The following is a 21,468-nucleotide window of genomic DNA, read 5'->3' on the forward strand; positions in this document are numbered from 1 at the left end:
TGAGTCATGCTTTCACAGACGCTTGACCTCGATGCCGTATTTCCTCAGCACGTAGCCAATCTGGCGCGGGGTCAGTCCAAGCAGGCGCGCCGCCTTTGCCTGCACCCAGCCACATCTTTCCATGGCAGCAATGACGCGCTCGGCGTCGGTGGTCCTCGCGCCCAATGAGTGGGTTGCTCCGGCAGGCGGGACTGTGGTGGCGGCCGAACGAGCGGCCGCATCCGGCGGCGTGGCCGGATTCACTGCCTCTGGCAGGATTGGCGCTGGTTGCAGCGCGGCCTTGCCCGATCTGCTCTTCCGCAGCGCCTCGGCAAAGCATTGGTCGTGGGAGCACGCAAAGTCGTTTCTCCCGATTGATCGTCCCTCCGCCAGGATCGCGGTCCGGTGCACGCAATTTTCAAGCTCGCGAATGTTGCCGGGAAATTCACATTTCATCAGTACTTCAATCGCACGCGGGTCGAAGGTCAGCGTACGGCCGTTCTCATCGTTGAAATTCTTGAGAAACTCAGCTGCGAGGAGCGGAATATCGCTGCGCCTTTGGCGTAACGCCGGCACCAGCAAGGGAACCACGTTGATGCGATAATATAGGTCGGCGCGGAACTCATTCCTTGCAACCGCCTCTTCAAGGTTCCTGTTCGTGGCGGCAATCACGCGAACGTCGACCTTGATGGTCTGGTTGCTGCCGACGCGCTCAAACTCCTGCTCCTGCAGCACGCGCAGTAGCTTTGCCTGGAAGGAGGCCGAGATCTCGCCGATCTCATCCAGAAACAACGTCCCCTTGTCGGCGAGCTCAAAGCGACCCTTGCGGGAATTGAACGCGCTTGTGAAGGCACCCTTCTCATGACCGAACAATTCGGATTCCAGGACTGTCTCTGGCAGCGCTGCACAATTGAGTTTGATGAAGGGCCGCTTGGCGCGCGGCGACAACTCGTGAATTGCCTTGGCGACCAGCTCCTTCCCGGTACCGGATTCGCCTCGCAACAGAACCGTGGTCTTTGCCTTAGCTACAACTGCGATCTTCTCGAGCAGCGCGCTTAGCGCCGGACTATCGCCAATCATTCCCTTGACGTGAACCTTCTTGCGCTGCGGTGCAGGGTGCTTGACATCAGAGAATTGCGTTTGCAGCCCATCTTCCACCTCCGTCGGTCGTTCGCGGTCGCCCGCGGAGAAGCGGTGCAACTTGACTGTCTGTCCCACCATGTTGGCTATCATGGTGAGCAGCCGGACATCATAATCGAGCCGATACGTTGACCTGCTGTCCAAGGCGCGGTCGATAGTCAGCGTGCCTACGGCGTTCCCATCAACACGAATGGGAACGCCGATGAAGGACACGGTGTCGGAGGCCCCAAGCACCTCTATGTCAGCGGCAGTGAAGGCCGAATGCACCGCTATGTTCTCGGCGACGAGCGGCGTGTCCGTCGTCACAATCAGATCGATTGCCTTGCGCGGCAGGCGCATCCGGGAGCGCTCATCGCTGTTCTCGTCGCAGCCGGTGACTACGGTGATGTCCAGTACGCCCTCAGCGTCGAAGAGAGCGATGATGCCGTGCCGCATCTGCACAAACGAGGGCAGGAGATCGACGACCTTGGCCAACGTGACTTCGAGCCGGGCGGGGTCGGTGAGTACTTTCGATATTTCGAAGATGCCTGTAAGCGCGTGCTCGTGCGATGGCACAAAAGGGACCGCGGTGTTCATCTCGGACTTTGGGTAAGCCCTTTTCGCATCCGGAAGCGAAATGCGGCACTCGCTGGCATTTTGTTCTGATTTGGGAATGTTGTGGTGCATATGATCCTCGATCTCGCGCCATGAAATGCATGCCGGCGGCATGTGCGCCCGCGACGTCGCGGGCAAGCGCGAAAATGCTCTGACGTGAACTCGTGCCACCGCCGTGTGGTCGAGTGCAAAGCGGGTCGACCCCTGACGCATCGCTTGGCTCTCCCTCCACGAAGCTTGGCCACGTTCTCGGCTTGCACGGGGGCAACCACACGTTGATTTTCAAAAGACTGGAGCGAGGCGGGATAGTCAATCGAGCTTTCTTTCATTCGTGAAAGGAAACCTCGCGGCCTATGATAGAATTCATCAGTTCTAATTTTTGTCGGCGATGTTGAACGACAGAAATACGGCGCCGGCGATGCGGTGCCCGAGCGGCTGACCGCGCCGAGTTGCCGGGCCGTGCCAGTCACCAGCGCCTGCGAACCAGGGGCGGGAGCGATAATCACTGCCGACGACACTGGTCGGTCGCGGCAACCGCCATTTCCTCGATATTGATGACGCAGATAAGGCGGCGGCGTCGCGTGTGAAGGCGCGAAGGTGGCGGTCGAGCGCGGCTTTCTCGGCGGTGCTCGGAACTTCTGAACCGCATCGTCGCGGTCAGCACCAGCGGCGTCAATCCCTACGTCTCGACGTCGCTTTCAAGCTGTCGCTGCAGCGGGAGCGCGGCAAAGAACACGGCAATTCTGCGCCCTGGTGCCAGCGATGCGGCCCTTCCCAAAGTCGGCAAACCGAGGAGCCCGCCACGATGTGCAGCAAAACCGCAAGCCAGAGAGATCGACCGGCAATCTGCCGGAGAACATCAAGCGCGTGCTGGACGGCGGCCTTGTCATTCCCGTCTTGTGCCACCGCATTCATCCCATCATTGGCGAGCCCAACGTCAGTTCAGGTCATGCGGATCCATTTGGCATGGGTATTGCGGCGGCGTTGGTGCAGCGTTCGACCGGAGCGCCGCGATAGGGAGAAGCCCGGGAGAAGTCACGCCACCTCGATCCGGTCAGGGAGAGAGAAACAGTGTCAGCTGCACAAGTCCGCGGCGCGAGTCCCGCGCCCCGCAAACCCTTCTATGCCAAGCTTTACGCGCAGGTGCTTGCCGCCATCGCCCTAGGCGTCGCAATTGGCTATTTCTATCCGGGGACCGGCGAGAGCCTGAAGCCGCTGGGTGATGCCTTCATCAAGCTGGTCAAGATGATCATCGCGCCTGTCATCTTCCTGACAATTGCGACCGGCATTGCCGGCATGAACGATCTTCACAAGGTCGGCCGGGTCGCCGGCAAGGCAATGGTCTATTTCCTCACCTTCTCGACGCTGGCGCTGATCGTCGGCCTCATCGTCGCCAATGTCGTCCAGCCTGGCGCCGGCCTCAACATCGATCCGGCCTCGCTCGATGTCCAGGCCGTGAATACCTATGCCGCAAAGGCCCACGAGCAGTCGGTCACCGGCTTCCTGATGAACATCATCCCGCCAACGATTGTCGGTGCCTTCGCGGAAGGCGACATCCTGCAGGTGCTGTTCTTCTCGGTTCTGTTCGGCATGGCGCTCGCGATGGCCGGAGAGACGGGCAAGCCTGTCGTTTCCTTCCTTCAGGCGCTCATCGCGCCTGTCTTCAAGCTCGTCGGCATTCTGATGAAAGCCGCGCCGATCGGCGCTTTCGGCGCAATGGCCTTCACCATCGGTAGATATGGCATCGGTTCGGTCGTCAACCTCGCGATGCTGGTCGCGACGTTTTATTTCACCGCCTTCCTCTTCGTGTTCGGGGTTCTCGGCGCGGTCTGCCGCTACAACGGCTTTTCGATCTGTTCTCTTATTCGCTACATCAAGGAAGAGCTGCTGCTTGTCCTCGCAACGTCCTCCTCGGAGGCCGCGCTCCCCTCGCTCATGCAGAAGATGGAGAAGGCGGGCGCCAGGCGTTCGGTTGTGGGTCTCGTCATCCCGGCCGGATATTCGTTCAATCTGGACGGCACGAATATCTACATGACCCTGGCGGCCCTCTTCATCGCGCAGGCGACGAACACGGATCTGTCAATCGGCGATCAGGTGCTGCTGCTGCTCGTTGCGATGCTTTCCTCCAAGGGCGCTGCAGGTGTGACAGGTGCGGGCTTCATCACCCTGGCTGCTACGCTCGCCGTAGTTCCGAGTGTTCCCGTTGCTGGGATGGCACTGATACTCGGCATCGACCGCTTCATGTCCGAATGCCGGGCGCTGACGAATTGCGTCGGCAACGCAGTGGCATCCCTCGTCGTTGCCCGCTGGGAAGGAGAATTGGACCGAGCGCAGATGAAAGCCGCCTTCTGCGGTCATCAGCTTGCCGAGGCATCAAACCGGCTACCCTCCGCCGAGTAAGGGCGACGCACCGCGACCGGTTTCGCCAAGCTGGTCACATGACCTGAACGATCGACTCGCAGGCTCTAAACGGCGCCTCACGGACCATGTATCAGAAGCGCTAAATGTGTGAGTGCAAATCATCGCCGCCCTAAGCGAATGAACCTTCCGTTATACCCGGCCGGTCTACGTCTGGAGTAGTCCGATACGCTGTCGATCATTCAGTATGCGGGCGTCTTCACTTTGCCCACCCGAAACCATTGTCGAATCGCGCTAGGTGACAGAGAGCCAGCCTGCGTCAAAAACCAATCAGAATAGGACCCATGACCAAGCGCCCCACAATTGCCGATCTCGCCCGCGAAGCCCGAGTCAGCGTAGCAACGGTCGATCGGGTTCTGAACGCCCGCCATCCGGTGCGCGAGGAGACCGCGCGGCGGGTCCACGACGCCGCCCACGCGATCGGCTATCATGCTGCCGGGCTCATCAAGCAGCGCTTGCGGCGAGACCTACCGTGCTACCGTCTGGGCTTCATCTTGAGAAAACCGGCCCAGCATTTCTACCAACACTTTGCGCGCGAGGTCGAAGCGTCGGTCAATTTGGCCCAGTCCTTCCACGGCATTCCGCTCATCCAATTCGCCCCGTCACATATGCCGAGCGACCTAATCGCACCGCTCAAGGATTTGGGCGCACGCTGCCATGCGATCGCGATGGTGGCACCGGACCACCCGAAAATTACAGCAGCGGTTGAGGACCTCAAGGCCAAAGGCATTCCGGTTTTCTCGCTGCTTTCCGACTTCGCCGCCGGCGTGCGACAGGGCTATATCGGCCTCAACAACCGCAAGGTGGGGCGCACGGCCGCTTGGATGGTGTCCAAGGTCGCAAAACGGCCCGGCAAGGTGGCGGTGTTTGTCGGCAGCCATCGTTTCCAGGGGCACGAGCTCCGTGACGTCGGCTTTCGCTCCTATTGCCGTGAGAACGCGCCGACGTTCGAGGTACTCGATCCGCTTGTGAACCTGGAGAAACGGCAGGTCACCTACGAGGCAACGCTTGATCTCATGCAGCGGGAACCCGAGCTCGTCGGCTTCTATGTCGCCGGCGGCGGCATGGAGGGCGCCATCTCCGCGGTCCGGGAAGAGGGTAAAAGTCGCGATCTCGTCGCGATCGTGAATGAAATCACGCCGGAATCTCGGGCGGCACTCGCAGATAACATCATCACGATGGCGGTCGCCACGCCAATGCGCCGGCTTTCCCAGGAGCTGATAACGCTGATGACGCGGGCTATCGAGACCGGCACTGCTGAAACACCAGGACAGACATTTCTGCCGTTCGACATCCATCTGCCGGAAAATATATGAAGCTGATGGATTCTATCGTAAGCGGGGAGTTTCCTTTCATAAATGAGAGAAAGTTGATTGATGATCCGATCCACGCGGGGTAGCCGCACCCCACAGGCCTCAGCCGCGGCCCAGGATGAAAGCGCCGATTGAGTGAACGGATCGGCCGCGCGTTCAGGCGGAAGCGCGAGGTAAATTCCCTACATCCGCAGCGTCGACCTCGACCGGCTTCATTGCCAACATCTCGACTTTGTCGGTGCAGGGCGGTGTCGTCAAGGATGCCTCACGCCAGTAGCCGAGCGAGGCCGGCACAGTCCATTGGGATCGACCTCGTCGACCGCCATCTCCTCGCCTGGCCGCGCGTGAAAAGCCGCGGCAAGGCCGGCAAAGTTGGCATTTGAGTGGGGCTAAACATCTTCTGGGACTTCGCACGCGAAATCGGAGGCGGCAGTCAACTCAGCACCAACCGGGCATGTGTTCTGCTCGTTCCTGGCCCTCGTACTCAGCAAGGAACTGCGCCGCTCTGCCCCGAATGGCAACCGCTCCTCCGCGACCGCCTCCAGGAGCCACCATCGAAAGGGATGGTCGCGTCGTCACCACCACGTCACGGCAAAAGTGGGCAACGTCTTGAAGGCAGCTGGCATCGCTCTGCGACACACCTCGACAAACAACTCGCCTGAGATCACCCCCAAAAAGGTAGTGGTAACACGCGCCGGCGCGCGCCTAACATGCTGATTAATGACATTATTCTTACAGCCGGTGTTTAAGTGGGGCTAAATCTCTTCTGGGACTTCGCACGCGAAATCGGAGGCGGCAGTCAATTCGGTACCAACAACGGCAAGGTCGGATCCGGCGTGCCCGAGACGCTCAATAATTTCAAGCAAAGGCGCCAGGCGAGATGCCTCCTGCAACATCATTTCCCGCATCCACAGGCTTGCCGGATCAGTATTGTGAAGCGCAGGCCATTGGACGGCCTCCGTGAATGCGGGATGAGGAAGTGGCGGCGGAAGTCCGACAATCCGCAGGGGTGTTGTTTTTGCGAAATGCTGCGCCAGCCGTAAGGGCATGGTCCCGATGCGGTTGGTGCCTGATACAACGGGCGGGATCATGCTAAAGCCCTGTACGACGACCTCGATACGTCTCTCGAAACCGTGCTCGAGCAAATACCATTCCTCCATGGTGGGCTGCCGGGTGTGCCTGAATCTGAGCACAACATGCCCCATGGACAAGTATCGCTCGAATGTAAGTGGCTCTGACAGCTGCTTGTTCGTGCCGCAGCCTACGCATACGAGCATATCTTCGAACAGGGCTGCGCGAGGATGTTTCGACATGAACACTTCCGGCATAATCAGAAAATGAACGTCGCCGCGCCGGAGAAGCTCCTCGGGGTCGTCGGAAATAGGCAGACATTCGAAGCGGACGGCGGGAGCTTCCCGCGCAGCACGCTCTACGATCTTCTTAAAAAATACGAGCGTGAGGTAATCGGAAAGCATGATTCGGAAGAGACGATCCGATTGGGCTGGGTTAAAGGCGTCCCAGGAAATAATCGATAGCTGGATGTGCAGCAATGCGTCCCGGACTGCTGGGGCGAGCCCCTCCGCGCGCGGTGTCAAAATGAGCTCGCGGCCGTTCATCGCAAATAGCTCATCGCTGAAATAGGCGCGTAACCGAGCGACGGCGGCGCTCATGGCCGGCTGGCTCAGGTTAATACTCCGGGCCGCCGCGGTGACTTTACGTTCCCTGATCAGAGCGTCCAGCACAACGAGGAGATTTAGATCCAGCCCCTTAAAACGCATGTCCTGATCTATCCAGCGTGTGGATGGGTATCATCTAAACAATCAATTTTACGAATTTACGAACCATGCATTAGAGGAACGTAAATGACCGACGTCAAGCTCAAATCGACGGCGCCGCGACACGGGCGGGAACATCGAGAGAGCTCATTTGCGAGCCCGACCGGCTGGCTCACCTTCGCTAACGACAACGGTTGAGTGCAGTCAAACAACGCCGCCGCTTTGGCCGGGTAATGCGGCCCGCAAGAAACTAATAAGAAAGAGAGATCCTGAATGCGCTCGCAGGTGCAGTGGAAGTTGTGCTGGGAAAATGAGTTGCAGCTCTCCGACCATGTCGAGCTCGCCAAGTTCTTTCGAAATACCTATGGGCCGACTGGGGCGTGCAACGCAGAACCGTTCGAAGGTAGTCGAAGCTGGGCCGGAGCCAGGCCTGAACTCCGCGTAATCGCCTATGATTCGAGCGGTGTAGCGGCCCATATGGGCATACTGCGCCGTTTCGTCAAGGTTGACGCGGTCGATCTATTGGTGGCTGAGCTGGGCCTGTACGGGGTACGTCCGGATCTTGAGGGCCTCGGAATCGCCCATTCGATCCATGTCATGCTTCCAACACTGCAGGAGCTTGGCGTTCCATTCGCTTTCGGAACCGTCCGGGACGCGCTGCGGAATCATGTTGAGAGGTTCGGGCGGCGATACAGCCCTTTGGCTGTTTTGTCGGGAATTCGCGTGCGCTCCACCCGACCAGAGGCGCGCCTCGACCTGCCGCCCACACGCATCGATGACGCACTCGTCATTGTTCTGCCAGTTGGACGACCGATCAGCGAATGGCCCACCGGCGCAATGATCGATCGGAACGGACCAGAGCTATGAGCCGTCCCGATTGCTACGAAGTGCGCCGTGAGTGCTCCGACGGCACCAGCCGTCGCAGCGTTTATCTGACGTTCGACGACGGTCCCAATCCACTTTTCACACCGGAGATTCTGGATGTGTTGGCAGAGCAGCGGGTGCCGGCGACTTTCTTCGTCATCGGCGCCTACGCCTTAGAGCACCCGGATCTAATCCAACGAATGTTTGCAGAAGGGCACGAGCTAGGCAACCACACGATGACTCATCCGGATCTGTACAAATGCGGCTTCGGCGAAGTGCAACGTGAGATCTATGAAGCGAACGGCGCCATCATGAGGGCGTGCCCTCAGGCCTCGGTGCGCTACATTCGCGCGCCCTACGGCGCCTGGAGCGAAGAAGTCTTCACAGCGTCAAAGATCGCCGGGCTGACGGCCCTCCATTGGTCCGTCGACCCTCGAGATTGGTCTCGCCCTGGGGTCGACGCGATTATCGATACCGTGCTCGCCTCTGTCCGGCCGGGCGCAATCGTACTCTTACACGACGGATGCCCTCCCGGCGAGTTGAGCCAGGGCGCTCACGCCGGTCTGCGCGACCAGACGGTCACGGCGCTGTCCCGGCTGATTCCAGCACTTCATGAGCGCGGATTTGTAATCCGCTCACTTCCTCAACATCACTGAACAAACGAGATCCCATGACTCTTCTTGGTACAACCAGCACTGTGGCCATTTCGCTATATGCACTGCTCTCGACTGCTTATAAGAGCATGCAGGGGATTTATGCTCTGCCGACAAACGACTCATCGGCGTTGGAGGATCTCGTCGGCTCCGATCAACTGCCCAGCGTGGATGTCATCGTCCCCTGCTTCAACGAGGATCCGCGCACGCTTTCAGAGTGCCTGGCTTCCATTGCAGACCAAGAATACGCCGGAAGACTTCGGGTCTATGTGGTTGATGACGGTTCTGGAAATCGCGAAGCCGTAGGAACTGTCCACGAAACCTACGCGCGCGACCCTAGGTTCGACATCATTTTGCTTCCCGAGAATGTTGGAAAGCGCAAGGCACAGATCGCCGCGATACGCCGCTCATCCGGGGATTTGGTGCTTAACGTTGATTCAGACACGATACTCGCGTCCGACGTCATTACCAAGCTTGTACCGAAGATGCGAGATCCAGCGGTCGGCGCAGTCATGGGTCAGTTGACGGCCAGTAACCGGAGCGAGAGCTGGCTGACCAGGCTGATAGACATGGAGTACTGGCTGGCTTGCAACGAGGAGCGCGCGGCACAGGCTCGCTTCGGTGCCGTTATGTGCTGTTGCGGCCCATGTGCCATGTACCGCCGGTCTGCGCTCCTTTTGTTACTGGACCAGTACGAGTCGCAATTTTTTCGGGGCAAGCCAAGCGACTTCGGTGAGGATCGCCATCTCACTATCCTCATGCTGAAAGCAGGCTTTCGAACCGAGTACGTTCCGAGCGCCATCGCGGCCACAGTCGTTCCGAACAGACTCGGACCGTATCTGCGCCAACAACTCCGTTGGGCACGAAGCACATTCCGGGACACGCTGCTTGGGCTGCGCTTGCTGCCCGGCCTCAATAGCTATCTCACGTTGGACGTGGTCGGACAGAATCTCGGGGCGCTACTCCTCGCCCTATCGGTACTAACGGGCCTCGCACATTTCGCACTGACAGGCACTGTGCCTTGGTGGACAGGACTGATGATTGTGTCCATGACCATGGTCCGATGCAGCGTGGTAGCAGTTCGTGCTCGACAGTTTCGATTTCTGGGCTTTTCCCTGCACACGTTCATCAACATCTTTCTCTTACTTCCCTTGAAGGCCTACGCGCTGTGTACATTGAGCAATAGCGATTGGCTGTCGCGAAGCTCTGCTGTCGCTACATCGAACACTGGGGGAAAACAGGCCCCCACCCAAACTCCGATCACTGGATCAAGCAGGGCAGAATTCTCACCGCATGCAGCTCCGCTTCGCAGGCTCAATCTTGGGCGGGATTCTTCGGGATTAGCGCTTTCGGGCAACATTTGCGGCGACGAGTGATCGCTAATTACCTAGGTGGACGAGAGGTGGACGAGTTTGACCCAGAACATGAATCATCAGTTGCTCGATCGGGAATTGGCCGCAGACGATCCGTGGCGCCTCGACCGCAATCCGTTCGAGCGGGAGCGCCACACGCAAATGCTCCAGCTGGCGCTTGCCCAAGGCTCCATTACAAATGCCCTCGAAGTCGGGTGCGCTGCCGGCGCATTCACGGAAAAACTAGCCCCCTACTGCCAAGGGCTCACCGTCATCGATGTCGTGGCGCAAGCGATTGCTCGAGCACGTCAACGGATAAAGGAGCCGTCGCGCATCAACTGGATAGTCTCCGATGTTCAACAGTTTTCGACCGACGAGTTGTTTGACCTGATCGTTGTGGCGGAGGTCCTATACTACCTCGAAGACATAGCCGAGATGCGCGCGGCCGTCAAAAACCTGGTGCGGGTGCTTGCGCCAGGCGGGCATCTGATCTTCGGATCGGCAAGGGATGCTAATTGCCGTCGCTGGGGTCACGCCGCTGGTGCTGAGCCGGTCATCGCCATGCTGAACGAAACGTTGATCGAGGTAGAGCGTCTTGAGTGTCGGGGCGAGTCGGTCAACGAAGACTGCTTGCTCGTCCGTTTCCGGAACCCGCTTTCCGCTTCCTGATGAATCGAATCTATCGCCGTTAACGTGGAGACACTATGCGCATCTGTGGTACCAAGCTGACCCATGATGGGGCGATCGCCCTTGTCGAGGATGGACGGCTCGTCTTCTGCGTAGAGCAGGAAAAGCGGCACAACAATCCGCGTTACCAAACCATCGATAATCTCGACGCAATTGTCGCCGCTTTGGCGGAACAGGGGCTAAATCCTTGTGATGTCGATCAGTTCGTTATCGACGGCTGGTATGGCGAAGACGAGTCACAGTTTCAGGTCCGGCAGGCAACAGCAACCGCCAGTCGTGGCGACGCTCTCGGTAAAATGAACCCATGTCCACGGTAACGATCGATCTTACTGACGTAAGCAAAACTTATGACAAGCTCGTTGTCGACAGACTGTCGTTCCGCGTTACGGCGGGGGAATGCTTCGGGCTCTTGGGACCGAACGGTGCGGGCAAAAGCACGATTGCGCGTATGGTCCTCGGCATGACATCGCCTGATGCGGGGAAGATTACTGTGCTCGGCGCTCCAGTGCCGGCGCGCGCGCGTTTGGCACGTATGCGCATCGGCGTGGTCCCGCAGTTCGACAATCTTGATACCGCGTTCACTGTACGCGAGAACCTGTTGGTGTTCGGGCGCTACTTCCGGATGAGCAGACGCCAGATCGAAGCGGTCATACCGTCGCTGCTTGAGTTCGCCCGCCTCGAGAACAAAGCGGATGCGCGCGTCGCCGAACTGTCCGGCGGCATGAAGCGGCGCCTGACGCTCGCGCGTGCGCTGATCAATGACCCGCACTTGCTGGTGATGGACGAGCCGACCACCGGCCTCGATCCGCAGGCCCGCCACCTGATCTGGGAACGGCTGCGATCGCTGCTGGCGCGGGGCAAGACTATTCTTTTGACTACCCATTTCATGGAAGAGGCCGAGCGGCTGTGCGATCGGCTGTGCGTTATGGAGGAGGGGCGCAAGATCGCCGAAGGCCGCCCGTCCGCACTCATTGACGAGCAGATCGGCTGTGACGTGGTCGAGGTCTACGGCGGCAATCCGCATGAACTGGGTGCGCTGATCCGGCCGTACGCACAGCGCATCGAGGTGAGCGGTGAGACGCTTTTTTGCTATGCACCCGATCCGGAGCAGGTGCTGGGGCAGCTACGCGGGCGCGCGGGTCTGCGCCTTCTGCAGCGTCCCCCCAATCTCGAGGATGTGTTCTTGCGGCTAACCGGGCGCGAGATGGAGGACTGAACAATGGGCGAACGTTATGCGGCGGGCATGCCCGCCAATGCGTGGAATTGGGTCGCGGTTTGGCGCCGCAACTATCTTGGATGGAAGAAAATCGGGCTTGCATCGGTTCTCGGCAACCTCGCCGATCCGATGATCTATCTGTTCGGTCTCGGCTTTGGCATCGGAACAATGATAGGTCCTGTTGAGGGCACTTCGTACATTGCGTTTCTCGCGGCTGGCATGGTTGCCACAAGCGCGATGGCATCGGCGACCGCTGAAACGGTTTACGGGAGTTTCGGACGCATGGACAACCAGCGCACCTGGGAAGGAATGCTATGCACTCAGCTGACGCTCGGCGATATCGTACTCGGCGAATTGGCGTGGGCAGCCACCAAGGCCCTGATGGCGGGCACAGCAATCACCATTGTTGCCACCACGCTCGGCTACACATCGTGGCCATCCATCCTCTGCTTGCTGCCAGTCATCGCTCTCAGTGGCCTCGCCTTCGCGAGTCTAGCGATGGTCGTCACGGCGCTTGCGCCCAGTTATGAATATTTCATATTTTATAATACGCTTGTTATAACACCCATGCTGTTCCTTTGCGGCGCGATGTTTCCGGTCAACCAATTGCCCGGCGCTTTTCAGGACGTCGCCTCCTTGTTGCCGCTCGCACATGCAATTGACCTCATTCGTCCGGCGATGCTTGGCCGTCCGGCCGGCAGCATGGGCCTGCATATCGGCGCGCTTTGCATATACACGGTTTTGCCGTTCTTCCTATCGGTTGCTCTATTTCGTCGTCGGCTGATGCGTTGACGCTACTCACCATTCGTAAAATTGTTTCTTTGGGCGATACCCATCCACGCGTCGGATAGGTCAATACATGCGTTTTAAGGGACTCGATCTAAATCTCCTGGTTGTGCTGGATGCTTTGATCAGGGAGCGTAAAGTCACCGCCGCGGCCCGCAGTATTAACCTGAGTCAGCCGGCCATGAGCGCCGCCGTCGGTCGGTTACGCGCCTATTTCAGCGATGAGCTATTTACGATGAACGGCCGCGAACTCATTTTGACACCGCGCGCGGAGGGGCTCGCCACAGCAGTCCGGGAGGCATTGCTGCACATCCAGCTGTCGATTATTTCCTGGGACGCCTTTAACCCGGCCCGATCGGATCGTCGCTTCCGCATCATCCTTTCCGATTACCTCACGCTCGTATTTTTTAAGAAGATCGTAAAGCGTGCTGCGCGGGAAGCTCCCGCCGTCCGCTTCGAATGTCTGCTTATTTCCGACGACCCCGAGGAGCTTCTCCGGCGCGGCGACGTTGATTTTCTGATTATGCCGGAAGTGTTCATGTCGAAACATCCTCGCGCAGCCCTGTTCGAAGATATACTCGTATGCGTAGGCTGCGGCACGAACAAGCAGCTGTCAGAGCCACTTACATTCGACCGATACTTGTCGATGGGGCAGGTTGTGCTTAAATTCGGGGACACCCGGCAGCCCTCCATCGAGGAATGGTATTTGCTCGAGAACGGTTTCGAGAGACGTATCGAGGTCGTCGTACAGGGCTTTAGCATGATCCCGCCCCTTCTATCAGGCACCAACCGCATCGGGACAATGCCCTTACGGCTGGCGCAGCATTTCGCAAAATTAACACCCCTGCGGATTGTCGAACTTCCGCCGCCACTTCCTGCCGCATTCACGGAGGCCGTCCAATGGCCTGCGCTTCACAATAATGATCCGGCAAGCCTATGGATGCGGGAAATGATGTTGCAGGAGGCATCTCGTATGATTACCCCGCCTAAGAGCACCGGACGTCTCAGTTGTCGGCCGACGACCCCTCGGTTATGAGAGGAGGCATGGATGGCGATTGGGATTGGGCGATTCCTGCATTGTCGAGAACGATGCAGGGAGAGCAGATCCTTCAGCCTGAAGAGGTGGCAGCGATGCTGCCGCTGCATGAGCTTGGCTGGGGAACCGACGGGCGAACGAATTCGGGTGCGCTCGCAACACGGTGCCTCGGTATCTAAGCGAGGGCGGGACTGTTCCGTTTCGCAAGCCTGTGCGGCCGACCGCGTTTGACGGACTGGACGATTGGCTGCGGGAGCGCTTCTTCCCCCATGGCTCGGGCTGGATGACGATCTCGACCCGCTCCAGATGCGCCGGGAACGCCTTGCGCGGTCGCGCAGCACGTCGCGGCTCGCCTGTCGGTCTTGCGGCCTCGAGCTCGGACTCAATCGCGCCGAGCCCGGTCTGGATTTCGAAGGCGAAGGCCTGCTGGGCACGTTCGAGCTTCTCGGAGCTGCGACCGAAGCGGCGCGCTCCAGCTGCTTGACGATCCCATGAAGGTCGGCGATCCTCTCCTGGGCACGCTCGTTGAGTGTCGCCATCCGGACGATCTCGGCCTTGAGTGTTTCGCTCCGGAGTTGTTGCAGTTCGGCCTTCTCCGCCGCCATGGCGACGAACATCGCCTTGAGCGGATCGATTTCGTGGGGACGGGCCGAAGCGCTTCTCGTCATGACGCCGACAGGAGCTTGTTTTACACGGCCTGAAGCCCGCCTTTTGCGCCTGAGTCACTTCGCCACCGCCTTCCGGCCGGACGCCGTCGCCGTTCGGCTCGAACGCGCGTCCAGTCCATGCCTTCGACGAGCGCCATCAGTTTCGGCGCGGCAAGCCGATCACGCCGTTCTCCGCCAGCGGAACTTGTCCTCGTCCAGCGCTCACGGTGCGGGTATGCCGGCGTCGAGCAAACAGAGAGAAGTTTGGGGCCCAACCAGGACGGCCCCGTTACGAAGTTCGTCCTAGTCTAGTCCCGGTTTGAGTGTCGAATCTTCATCGATTGCATCGGCGACCAGCGTCCCCGCCGCCTGCGAGCCCGCAACTGCTCAGCAGAAGGAAGTGAACGTGAGTGCATCCATTTCGTAAATGTGTGTCTATCCAAGCAATCGATTTCTCTAATTATCCGATGAGGAATATGAAACGCGTCAGGCAGGGTGCATCATTAGGAGTATTTTCGATGGCAAACATTATCGAGGGTGGCCCGGGTTCCGAAACACTCCTCGGCACCAAGCTTGAAGATTGGATGGAGGGTTTCGGGGGCAATGACTGGATTGACGGTCGTGGCGGCAACGACGAGATCTCGGCTGGCGCGGGCAGTGACCGAGCCCTCGGCGGCGAGGGTAACGACCGCATCTTCGGCGGAGATGGCTGGGACGATCTCTCCGGCGACAACGGCCGCTTCAACGCGCGCATCTCCGGTGAGGACAATGACAGGCTCAGCGGCGGTCCCGGCCAGGATGTCGTCTACGTGGGTGACGGCCAGGACACGTTGACCGGGGGCACCGACAGTGACACGTTCGTGTTCCAGTTCCACAATCCGGTGCCTGGGGTCGTCCCGAGTGTCGGGTCGAAGCCGGACATTTCCACTATCACCGATTTCAACCCGGCGGAGGACAAGTTCGCCTTCGATGCGGTGGGCCTCTACAACGACGGTTTCGGCGCGAACTTCGTCAACAACGCCAGCATACAGTCCGGCTACCCGGTGAGCAGCTTCTACAGTGGTGCGGCCTCGGGTGCGAACGGCGAACACGTCGTGGTGATCACTGGCGAATCTTTCAACTCTGCTTCTGAAGCCGCGAGTGCGATCTCCGGCGAGCACGCCGGCGACATCATTGTCTACCAAAGCAGCTACACCGACAGAGTCGCAACTCTGGCCTATGTCACCGCCGACAACAGCGCGCATGAGTTCGTCCACCTGGGCGGTGTGGTCACCGTGGCCGACCTAGGCCTGACCGCGTCGGACTTCACCTTCGTTTGATCCAGAAAACCCATACGGAACAGCGCCCCGCCCCCCTGGGCGGGCGCTTTCCGTTTCCGCTACTTGCGATGGGCCGGGGCGCCCGGGAGCAGTCGCAGCGTGTACAGCTTGACGAAGCCCTGCACGTCGCGCTGGTCGTACACCGAAATCTCCCTGAAGGCGTGGAGGCGGAAGCCTGTTCGGGCCCTTGCGGCCGGCCACGATGACGTTGCCCTTCCAAACCTTCAGCCGGACGGTGTTGTTGTTGACCCGCTCCATTAGATGCCAAACCAAACATATTCGGCGGGAGCACTGATCCTGAATCAGCGAGCGGATGCAGTCGGTCGCCGCTCGGGGAGCAATATAGGGAGCTGGGTCGCCAGATCCTCACGGAGACCTACGTGAGTAACCATTCCTTGAAGGATTCAGCTTTGAGACCTTTCCCTCTGACTTCCGCTATTTGGGGAATTCTGTTGATCAGCGGCGTGGTCAACGTGCTTGCGCTGATCTCGCCGCTGTTCATGCTTCAGGTCTACGACCGCGTTCTGGCAAGTGGCAGCGTATCGACGCTAGTGGGGCTCGTCGTGCTTGCTGCAGGGCTTTATGCGTTCCAATGCCTGCTCGACGTTTTGCGCGCCCGCGTGCTGCTGCGGATTGGCGAGCGTTTCGATGAACAGTTTTCCGGACGCGTTCACGATGCGATCGTTCGCCTTCCGCTTTTAACGCGCATGCCGGGCGACGGCTTGCAGCCGCTTCGCGATCTCGACAATATTCGCGGATTCTTAGGTGGAAACGGTCCGACAGCGTTCTTCGATCTGCCATGGATGCTGCTTTATCTTGCCATTTGCTTCCTCTTTCATTTCTGGATCGGCATGACGGCACTTATCGGGGCGATCGGTCTCACATCTCTGACACTTCTTACCAACACTCTCTCGCAACGGCCGATACGCGAGACCATTGCCCACGACATGGTACGCAATGGCCTACTGCAAGCAGCGCGTTGCAATGCCGAGGTCGTGCAAGCTCTCGGTCTCGGAAAGCGGATCGCTGCCCGATGGCACAAGGCCAATGCCGAGTATCTGGCCGCCAACCGGAAAGCTGGGGACGTGGCAGGTGGGCTGGGTGGCATTGCAAAGTCGTTGCGCGTGCTGCTGCAATCGGCCATTCTTGCCGTCGGCGCGTACCTTGTCATCAGGCAGGAGGCTACGGCCGGGGTCATGATTGCCAGTTCGATCATGATGGGGCGTGCGCTGGCTCCGGTCGATCTGGCCATTTCAAGCTGGAAACCCTTCCTCATGGCGCGCCAGGGTTGGGCGCGGCTGGAGGACCTCCTGGGAACGGTTCCTGAAACCGCTTCTGTTATGCCAATGCCTGCACCTGAACGCGAACTCCGCCTCGAAGGCGTGACAATCGTTCCGCCCGGCGAAAGGAAGCCGACCGTGACCGGCCTTGCGTTTGCCGTTCAGGCGGGAAGCGCACTCGGGATCATCGGTGCATCGGGTTCGGGCAAGTCGACACTCTCGCGCGCCATCGTCGGCGCATGGACGCCGGTCGCCGGAAAGGTTCGCATCGACAGCGCAAGCCTCGATCAATGGGACCGGGAAGCGCTAGGCCGTCATATCGGCTATTTGCCGCAAGGTGTTGAACTGTTCGACGGCACCATTGCCGAAAACATCGCTCGTTTTGAAGATAATCCTGACCCTGAGGCTATTGTCACCGCGGCGAAAGCAGCGGGCACGCACGAACTGATCCTCCGATTTGAGCACGGCTACGAAACTCCGATTGGTGAGGCCGGATCGGCACTTTCCGCCGGGCAGCGCCAGCGTATCGGTCTTGCCCGTGCTCTTTATCGAGACCCTTTCCTTGTTGTGCTGGATGAACCCAATGCCAATCTCGATGCGGAAGGCGAGGCTGCGGTCGTCAAGGCGATCGCCTCCGTGCGCGGGCGCAAGGGCATTGCGGTTGTCGTCGCCCATCGGCCGAGCGCCATCCGCGCCGTGGATTTTGTGTTGGTCATGGAAGGTGGACGGCAGCGAGCATTCGGTGCGCGTGATGAAGCGCTTTCCAAAGTCTTGAAGAGGGCAGCGATGGCACCAGGCGCTGGCGTCAAGGCCATCGAGTCTACACAGGATAACGTGGGAGAGCGCGCTGACATGGAGGATCCCGGTGGCCGGCATTCATCAGAATAATGACGTTTCCAGCTCCATTCGCCGGCACCTGGTGGCGGGCCTTCTGGCGAGCGTGATCTTTGTTGGAGGAGCCGGAGCCTGGGCGGCCTTCACGAATCTCTCCGGTGCGGTTGTCGCGTCCGGACACTTTGTCGTCGATTCCTATGTGAAGAAGGTGCAGCACCCGACCGGCGGGGTGGTGGGAGAAATCCTGGTGAGCGAAGGTGATAAAGTAAAAGCCGGCGACATCCTCATGCGGCTCGACGCCACCCAGACGCGCGCCACTCTCGCTGTAGTCACCAAGCGGCTCGATGAGCTGGCCGCCAACCTGGCACGACTCGAAGCTGAGCGTGACGATCTGGCGGAGATCGCCTTCCCGGACTGGCTGCTCGCCCGCAGAGATGTTCCGGACGTAGCTTCGGCAGTACATGGCGAGACGCGGCTGTTCGAATTCCGCAGACAATCCCGCGACGGAAGGCAGGCGCAGCTAGCGGAACGCATCACTCAATATGAGCACGAGATCGAGGGGCTCAAGGCGCAGGAAATCGCTTGTGAGAAAAGCACCGAGATTCTCCAAAAGGAAATTGCTGCCCTGAGTGGGCTGCGCGACCAAGGCATTGTCTCGGACCAACGCTTGAACAGCCTGAAGACGCAGGTTGCCACTTTCGGCGGCGAACGCGGTGAGAAGATTGCACATCAGGCACAGACGGCAGCCCGCATAGCCGAAACGCGCCTGCAGATCCTGCAGATCGATCCGGATTTCAAGACGGAAGTCGGCCAGGAGCTCAGAGAGGTTCAGGCGCAGGTTGGGGAGTATGTTGAGCGCAAGGTGGCGGCTGAACAGGAACTGCGACGGATCGATATTGTCGCGCCGCAGTCAGGCGCCATTCAACAACTCGCAGTTCATACGGTCGGAGGAGTGATCACGCCCGCCGATCCGATTATGCTAATCGTGCCGGAAGGCGACGATCTTGCGCTTGAAGCACGAATCACCCCGAAGGACATCGACCAAATCCAGCTTGGTCACAAGGCCGTGCTGCGGATGTCAGCCTTCAATCTGAGGACCACGCCGGTATTGAACGGATATGTCAGCCGGATCGCAGCCGATCTGGCGACGGACGAAAAAAACGGCGTCTCGTATTACCTGGTGCGTCTGTCGGTTCCGCATGCGGAACTGACGAAGCTCAAGGACCTGACGCTCGTGCCCGGCATGCCGGCCGAAGCGATGATCCAGACGGGCGAGCGTACGGCGCTTTCTTATTTTGTGAAGCCGCTGTCGGACCAAATCAGTCGCGCATTCCATGAGGAATGAAAGTGATCCACAGAAATATTTTGTTGGTATTCTTGTTGGTTGTTACGCATGCATGAAAGTCATAACCGTCTGAAAACACAACCATGCGTTCCTCAGTTGGATTGCGCCTCTGACTCAGATACGTGGTTCCGCGGTCATTTTGCCCTTGCAAGTCGCCGCCCATTCAGTTCTTGGCCTCGAGCGCATTAAGATACCCATCATCGTACACAAAGGCTGGAAAAGAGTCCGGTGTCTTGAGCGATCCTAGGTCTGGAGACCTAGGGTGAGCCTGCAAGCACAGGGCCAGGACATGATTGAGCGTCTGCAATATTCGGACAGGTGCATAGAAAGACAGGCAGGCGCCAAAGACGCGCTTTCAACGCACTAAACCGATGCTGCGCACCCCGAGCGTCTTGCCGCCCTCGCTCCCGCCGGTAGGAATCAATCGCGAGCAGGCTGCGACGTTCATCGGCGTAAGCTCAACGACCTTTGATGAAATGGTCCAGGACGGCCGGATGCCGCAGCCACGAATGCCGAGCAAGGGGCGCATTGTTTGGGACGTCGAGGAACTTGTATTGGCGTTTCGAAAGCTCCCTCACCGCCAAATCGGAGGAGCACCAAAGCTTGACGAAGATTCGCCGCCACTAGACAATCCTTGGGATCGAAAACCACGAACATGACGGATGAGCCCGTGAAGGTCGCTCTTAAGGGCGTAGTGAAGGACACTGATCGCCACGGCAATGATCGGTACTATTTTCGCGCACCGGGTCGGAAGAAGGTCCGGCTCCGTGAACCGACCGGCAGCGACGAGTTCCTCGAGGAACTGCGGTGCGCGCGCGCCGAGGTCACTTATGTTCGGCCCGGCACTCTTCCCGAGATTTGCCGGCGCCTCCCCAAGCCTTCCGAGCCAGCGAAGAAAGGCACGTTGCTGTGGCTTTGCCAGGAGTATTACCGTCGGGGCGGCACGGAAATCACCCAAGACACTATGGCGCGCCGACGAGCAATTCTGGAGCGCGTATGCGAATTACCTCATCCCCTCGAAGGTGACCCGGATCCTCAGTATCCCACCAAGGGATCTCTGCCATTCGCCGGTATGAAACGGTCTCATGTTAAGGAGATCAGGGACACCAGGCTCGACGCCCTTGGCGCGGCAAACAATATCGTAAAAGCCATCAGCGCGATGTTTGAGTGGGCAAAGGACACAGAGATTCCGGGCGTCGACTCCAATCCCGCCCGCGGCATCAGACGGCTAAAGAGCGGCGACGGCTGGCACCCATGGGACGTGTCGGAGATCGTTCAATATGAGAAGCGGCATCCGCTGGGTACCGCAGCCAGACGTGCGCTCTCGATCTTCATGTTTACTGGCCTGCGGTTGTCCGACGTCGCGATCTTCGGTCGACAGCACATCACGCTCGTCTACAACGAGGAGACCGAGCAGTGGGAGAAGTGGATCAGAATTAAGCCTGGGAAGACCAGTCGTAACAAGGATGCGGTGTTGGTGGAGCTCCCGCTTCTGCCCGAACTAGAGGCGGAACTTGAGCACACGCCCTCCGACCAGATGACCTTCCTGGTCAATGAGTATGGTCGCCCGTTCTCGGAGAACGGTCTGGGCAACAAGATGCGCCAGTGGTGTGATCAAGCTGAGCTGCCGCACTGCAGTGCTCATGGAATTCGCAAGGCCGGCGCGACGATCGCCGCTGAGAACGGCGCGACGCACGAGCAGCTGAAGGCGATATATGGGTGGACTACGTACCAGCAGCCCGACCACTACATCAAGAAAGCGCGTCGCCGGAAGGTAGCGAGAGCGGCGAAATACCTGCTGGTTATCGATCGAAAAGAGAACAAAATTGTCCCACTTTCTGAGGGGGTTGAAAGAGGTGGGACAAAAATGGCCAAAAAATCCAATTAAATCAACGGCCACAAAAGCCAATGGTGGGCCCGGAGGGTATTCAGAAAGCCATAAAAATCAATTGGTAAGAGATCAGTGGGACTTCAGAGCATTCAAATCTTTTCCAATGTTTTTCAATGTTGTTGTCCCACTCAGAAGTGCCTCAGTCCACCAAGCCGACGCACTGAACGCCTCACTCGGAAGGGAGGTTTGCGCAAGGCGAAAGGAAGATCGCGTCGGTGTGCAGCCTTCCTGAGAAGGGTCGCGGTAGCGCCAACTGCTGACGCTCAGCGCGAAGACATCAATGTCCTGTTATGGGGCCGTCAGAGGACCGGCCGCTTCTCGCGCCCAGAAAGCGATAGC

17 protein-coding genes and 4 pseudogenes are annotated in these 21,468 nt (G+C 59.1%); 18 read left to right on the plus strand and 3 right to left on the minus strand.

What is annotated here, in order from left to right:
* Positions 1–12: 12 nt before the first annotated feature.
* Complete coding sequence (nifA, locus tag NKH49_RS27915; protein ID WP_352615324.1) at positions 13–1,785, minus strand: nif-specific transcriptional activator NifA; 1,773 nt, start codon at positions 1,783–1,785, stop codon at positions 13–15.
* A 735-nt stretch (positions 1,786–2,520) separates the two neighbouring features.
* Between nifA and NKH49_RS27920 the strand changes: the two genes are divergently transcribed.
* From NKH49_RS27920 to NKH49_RS34995, 4 genes and pseudogenes are all read left to right on the plus strand, one after another.
* Positions 2,521–2,730: a hypothetical protein gene (locus NKH49_RS27920; protein WP_156937379.1), complete on the plus strand. Its 210-nt coding sequence runs from the start codon at positions 2,521–2,523 to the stop codon at positions 2,728–2,730.
* A 54-nt stretch (positions 2,731–2,784) separates the two neighbouring features.
* Positions 2,785–4,113, plus strand: a complete 1,329-nt coding sequence (locus tag NKH49_RS27925; protein WP_352853877.1) for a dicarboxylate/amino acid:cation symporter — start codon at positions 2,785–2,787, stop codon at positions 4,111–4,113.
* Between the two features lie 302 nt (positions 4,114–4,415).
* Positions 4,416–5,447: a LacI family DNA-binding transcriptional regulator gene (locus NKH49_RS27930; protein ID WP_352853879.1), complete on the plus strand. Its 1,032-nt coding sequence runs from the start codon at positions 4,416–4,418 to the stop codon at positions 5,445–5,447.
* A 414-nt stretch (positions 5,448–5,861) separates the two neighbouring features.
* Positions 5,862–6,106 (plus strand): annotated as a pseudogene (locus tag NKH49_RS34995) (IS1634 family transposase); the annotation flags it as partial.
* 93 nt (positions 6,107–6,199) lie between these two features.
* Here the strand turns inward: NKH49_RS34995 and NKH49_RS27935 are convergent.
* Positions 6,200–7,222 (minus strand): LysR family transcriptional regulator, encoded by a 1,023-nt coding sequence (locus NKH49_RS27935; RefSeq protein ID WP_352586917.1) that lies wholly within the window; start codon positions 7,220–7,222, stop codon positions 6,200–6,202.
* A 270-nt stretch (positions 7,223–7,492) separates the two neighbouring features.
* On the opposite strand from NKH49_RS27935, the gene NKH49_RS27940 reads away from it, so the two are divergent.
* From NKH49_RS27940 to NKH49_RS27980, 9 genes and pseudogenes are all read left to right on the plus strand, one after another.
* A complete protein-coding gene (locus NKH49_RS27940; protein WP_023678262.1) occupies positions 7,493–8,086 on the plus strand; it encodes a NodA family N-acyltransferase in 594 nt (197 codons plus the stop codon).
* The gene (gene nodB, locus NKH49_RS27945) at positions 8,083–8,739 is read left to right on the plus strand and encodes a chitooligosaccharide deacetylase NodB (protein ID WP_352928837.1); all 657 of its coding nucleotides are present in this window, start codon (positions 8,083–8,085) and stop codon (positions 8,737–8,739) included. The genes NKH49_RS27940 and nodB overlap by 4 nt, the downstream gene beginning before the upstream one ends.
* 14 nt (positions 8,740–8,753) lie before the next feature.
* The gene (gene nodC, locus NKH49_RS27950; RefSeq protein ID WP_352756525.1) at positions 8,754–10,112 is read left to right on the plus strand and encodes a chitooligosaccharide synthase NodC; all 1,359 of its coding nucleotides are present in this window, start codon (positions 8,754–8,756) and stop codon (positions 10,110–10,112) included.
* Between the two features lie 48 nt (positions 10,113–10,160).
* On the plus strand, positions 10,161–10,757 hold the full coding sequence (nodS, locus tag NKH49_RS27955; RefSeq protein ID WP_031212099.1) for a nodulation methyltransferase NodS: 597 nt from the start codon (positions 10,161–10,163) through the stop codon (positions 10,755–10,757).
* Between the two features lie 35 nt (positions 10,758–10,792).
* Positions 10,793–11,041: pseudogene (locus NKH49_RS27960) on the plus strand (carbamoyltransferase N-terminal domain-containing protein); the annotation flags it as partial.
* Positions 11,042–11,079: 38 nt separating this feature from the next.
* Entirely contained in the window at positions 11,080–11,991 is a 912-nt protein-coding gene (gene nodI / locus NKH49_RS27965; protein WP_023678267.1) for a nodulation factor ABC transporter ATP-binding protein NodI, read from the plus strand.
* Positions 11,992–11,994: 3 nt separating this feature from the next.
* The gene (locus NKH49_RS27970; protein ID WP_023678268.1) at positions 11,995–12,783 is read left to right on the plus strand and encodes an ABC transporter permease; all 789 of its coding nucleotides are present in this window, start codon (positions 11,995–11,997) and stop codon (positions 12,781–12,783) included.
* Positions 12,784–12,850: 67 nt separating this feature from the next.
* Complete coding sequence (locus NKH49_RS27975; RefSeq protein ID WP_023678269.1) at positions 12,851–13,813, plus strand: LysR family transcriptional regulator; 963 nt, start codon at positions 12,851–12,853, stop codon at positions 13,811–13,813.
* An 8-nt stretch (positions 13,814–13,821) separates the two neighbouring features.
* Positions 13,822–14,084, plus strand: a pseudogene (locus NKH49_RS27980) (hypothetical protein); the annotation flags it as partial.
* A gap of 77 nt (positions 14,085–14,161) precedes the next feature.
* Here NKH49_RS27980 and NKH49_RS27985 read toward each other — a convergent pair.
* A pseudogene (locus tag NKH49_RS27985) lies at positions 14,162–14,224 on the minus strand (hypothetical protein); the annotation flags it as partial.
* An 80-nt stretch (positions 14,225–14,304) separates the two neighbouring features.
* Between NKH49_RS27985 and NKH49_RS27990 the strand changes: the two are divergent.
* The 5 genes from NKH49_RS27990 to NKH49_RS28010 all read left to right on the plus strand — a co-directional run bounded on the left by NKH49_RS27990 (position 14,305) and on the right by NKH49_RS28010 (position 21,126).
* Positions 14,305–14,514 carry a hypothetical protein gene (locus NKH49_RS27990; RefSeq protein ID WP_023678271.1) on the plus strand — a complete coding sequence of 70 codons (210 nt, stop codon included), beginning with the start codon at positions 14,305–14,307 and terminating at the stop codon, positions 14,512–14,514.
* 464 nt (positions 14,515–14,978) lie between these two features.
* On the plus strand, positions 14,979–15,779 hold the full coding sequence (locus NKH49_RS27995; protein WP_023678272.1) for a calcium-binding protein: 801 nt from the start codon (positions 14,979–14,981) through the stop codon (positions 15,777–15,779).
* 395 nt (positions 15,780–16,174) lie between these two features.
* Positions 16,175–17,947, plus strand: a complete 1,773-nt coding sequence (locus NKH49_RS28000; RefSeq protein WP_245274754.1) for a type I secretion system permease/ATPase — start codon at positions 16,175–16,177, stop codon at positions 17,945–17,947.
* Entirely contained in the window at positions 17,925–19,238 is a 1,314-nt protein-coding gene (locus NKH49_RS28005) for an HlyD family type I secretion periplasmic adaptor subunit (RefSeq protein WP_023678274.1), read from the plus strand. Before NKH49_RS28000 ends, NKH49_RS28005 begins: the two co-directional genes overlap by 23 nt.
* A gap of 655 nt (positions 19,239–19,893) precedes the next feature.
* Entirely contained in the window at positions 19,894–21,126 is a 1,233-nt protein-coding gene (locus NKH49_RS28010; RefSeq protein WP_023678275.1) for a tyrosine-type recombinase/integrase, read from the plus strand.
* Positions 21,127–21,468 lie beyond the last annotated feature (342 nt).

It is taken from the genome of Mesorhizobium sp. M1088, from assembly GCF_040318575.1.
Classification (GTDB): domain Bacteria; phylum Pseudomonadota; class Alphaproteobacteria; order Rhizobiales; family Rhizobiaceae; genus Mesorhizobium.

Excerpts from the sequence above, each read along its gene's own strand:
- nifA (WP_352615324.1), bottom strand. The coding sequence starts at position 1,785 with ATGCACCACAACATTCCCAAATCAGAACAAAATGCCAGCGAGTGCCGC.
- NKH49_RS27930 (WP_352853879.1), top strand. The coding sequence starts at position 4,416 with ATGACCAAGCGCCCCACAATTGCCGATCTCGCCCGCGAAGCCCGAGTC.
- NKH49_RS27935 (WP_352586917.1), bottom strand. The coding sequence starts at position 7,222 with ATGCGTTTTAAGGGGCTGGATCTAAATCTCCTCGTTGTGCTGGACGCT.
- NKH49_RS27940 (WP_023678262.1), top strand. The coding sequence starts at position 7,493 with ATGCGCTCGCAGGTGCAGTGGAAGTTGTGCTGGGAAAATGAGTTGCAG.
- nodB (WP_352928837.1), top strand. The coding sequence starts at position 8,083 with ATGAGCCGTCCCGATTGCTACGAAGTGCGCCGTGAGTGCTCCGACGGC.
- nodC (WP_352756525.1), top strand. The coding sequence starts at position 8,754 with ATGACTCTTCTTGGTACAACCAGCACTGTGGCCATTTCGCTATATGCA.
- nodS (WP_031212099.1), top strand. The coding sequence starts at position 10,161 with ATGAATCATCAGTTGCTCGATCGGGAATTGGCCGCAGACGATCCGTGG.
- nodI (WP_023678267.1), top strand. The coding sequence starts at position 11,080 with ATGTCCACGGTAACGATCGATCTTACTGACGTAAGCAAAACTTATGAC.
- NKH49_RS27970 (WP_023678268.1), top strand. The coding sequence starts at position 11,995 with ATGGGCGAACGTTATGCGGCGGGCATGCCCGCCAATGCGTGGAATTGG.
- NKH49_RS27975 (WP_023678269.1), top strand. The coding sequence starts at position 12,851 with ATGCGTTTTAAGGGACTCGATCTAAATCTCCTGGTTGTGCTGGATGCT.
- NKH49_RS27990 (WP_023678271.1), top strand. The coding sequence starts at position 14,305 with ATGAAGGTCGGCGATCCTCTCCTGGGCACGCTCGTTGAGTGTCGCCAT.
- NKH49_RS27995 (WP_023678272.1), top strand. The coding sequence starts at position 14,979 with ATGGCAAACATTATCGAGGGTGGCCCGGGTTCCGAAACACTCCTCGGC.
- NKH49_RS28010 (WP_023678275.1), top strand. The coding sequence starts at position 19,894 with ATGACGGATGAGCCCGTGAAGGTCGCTCTTAAGGGCGTAGTGAAGGAC.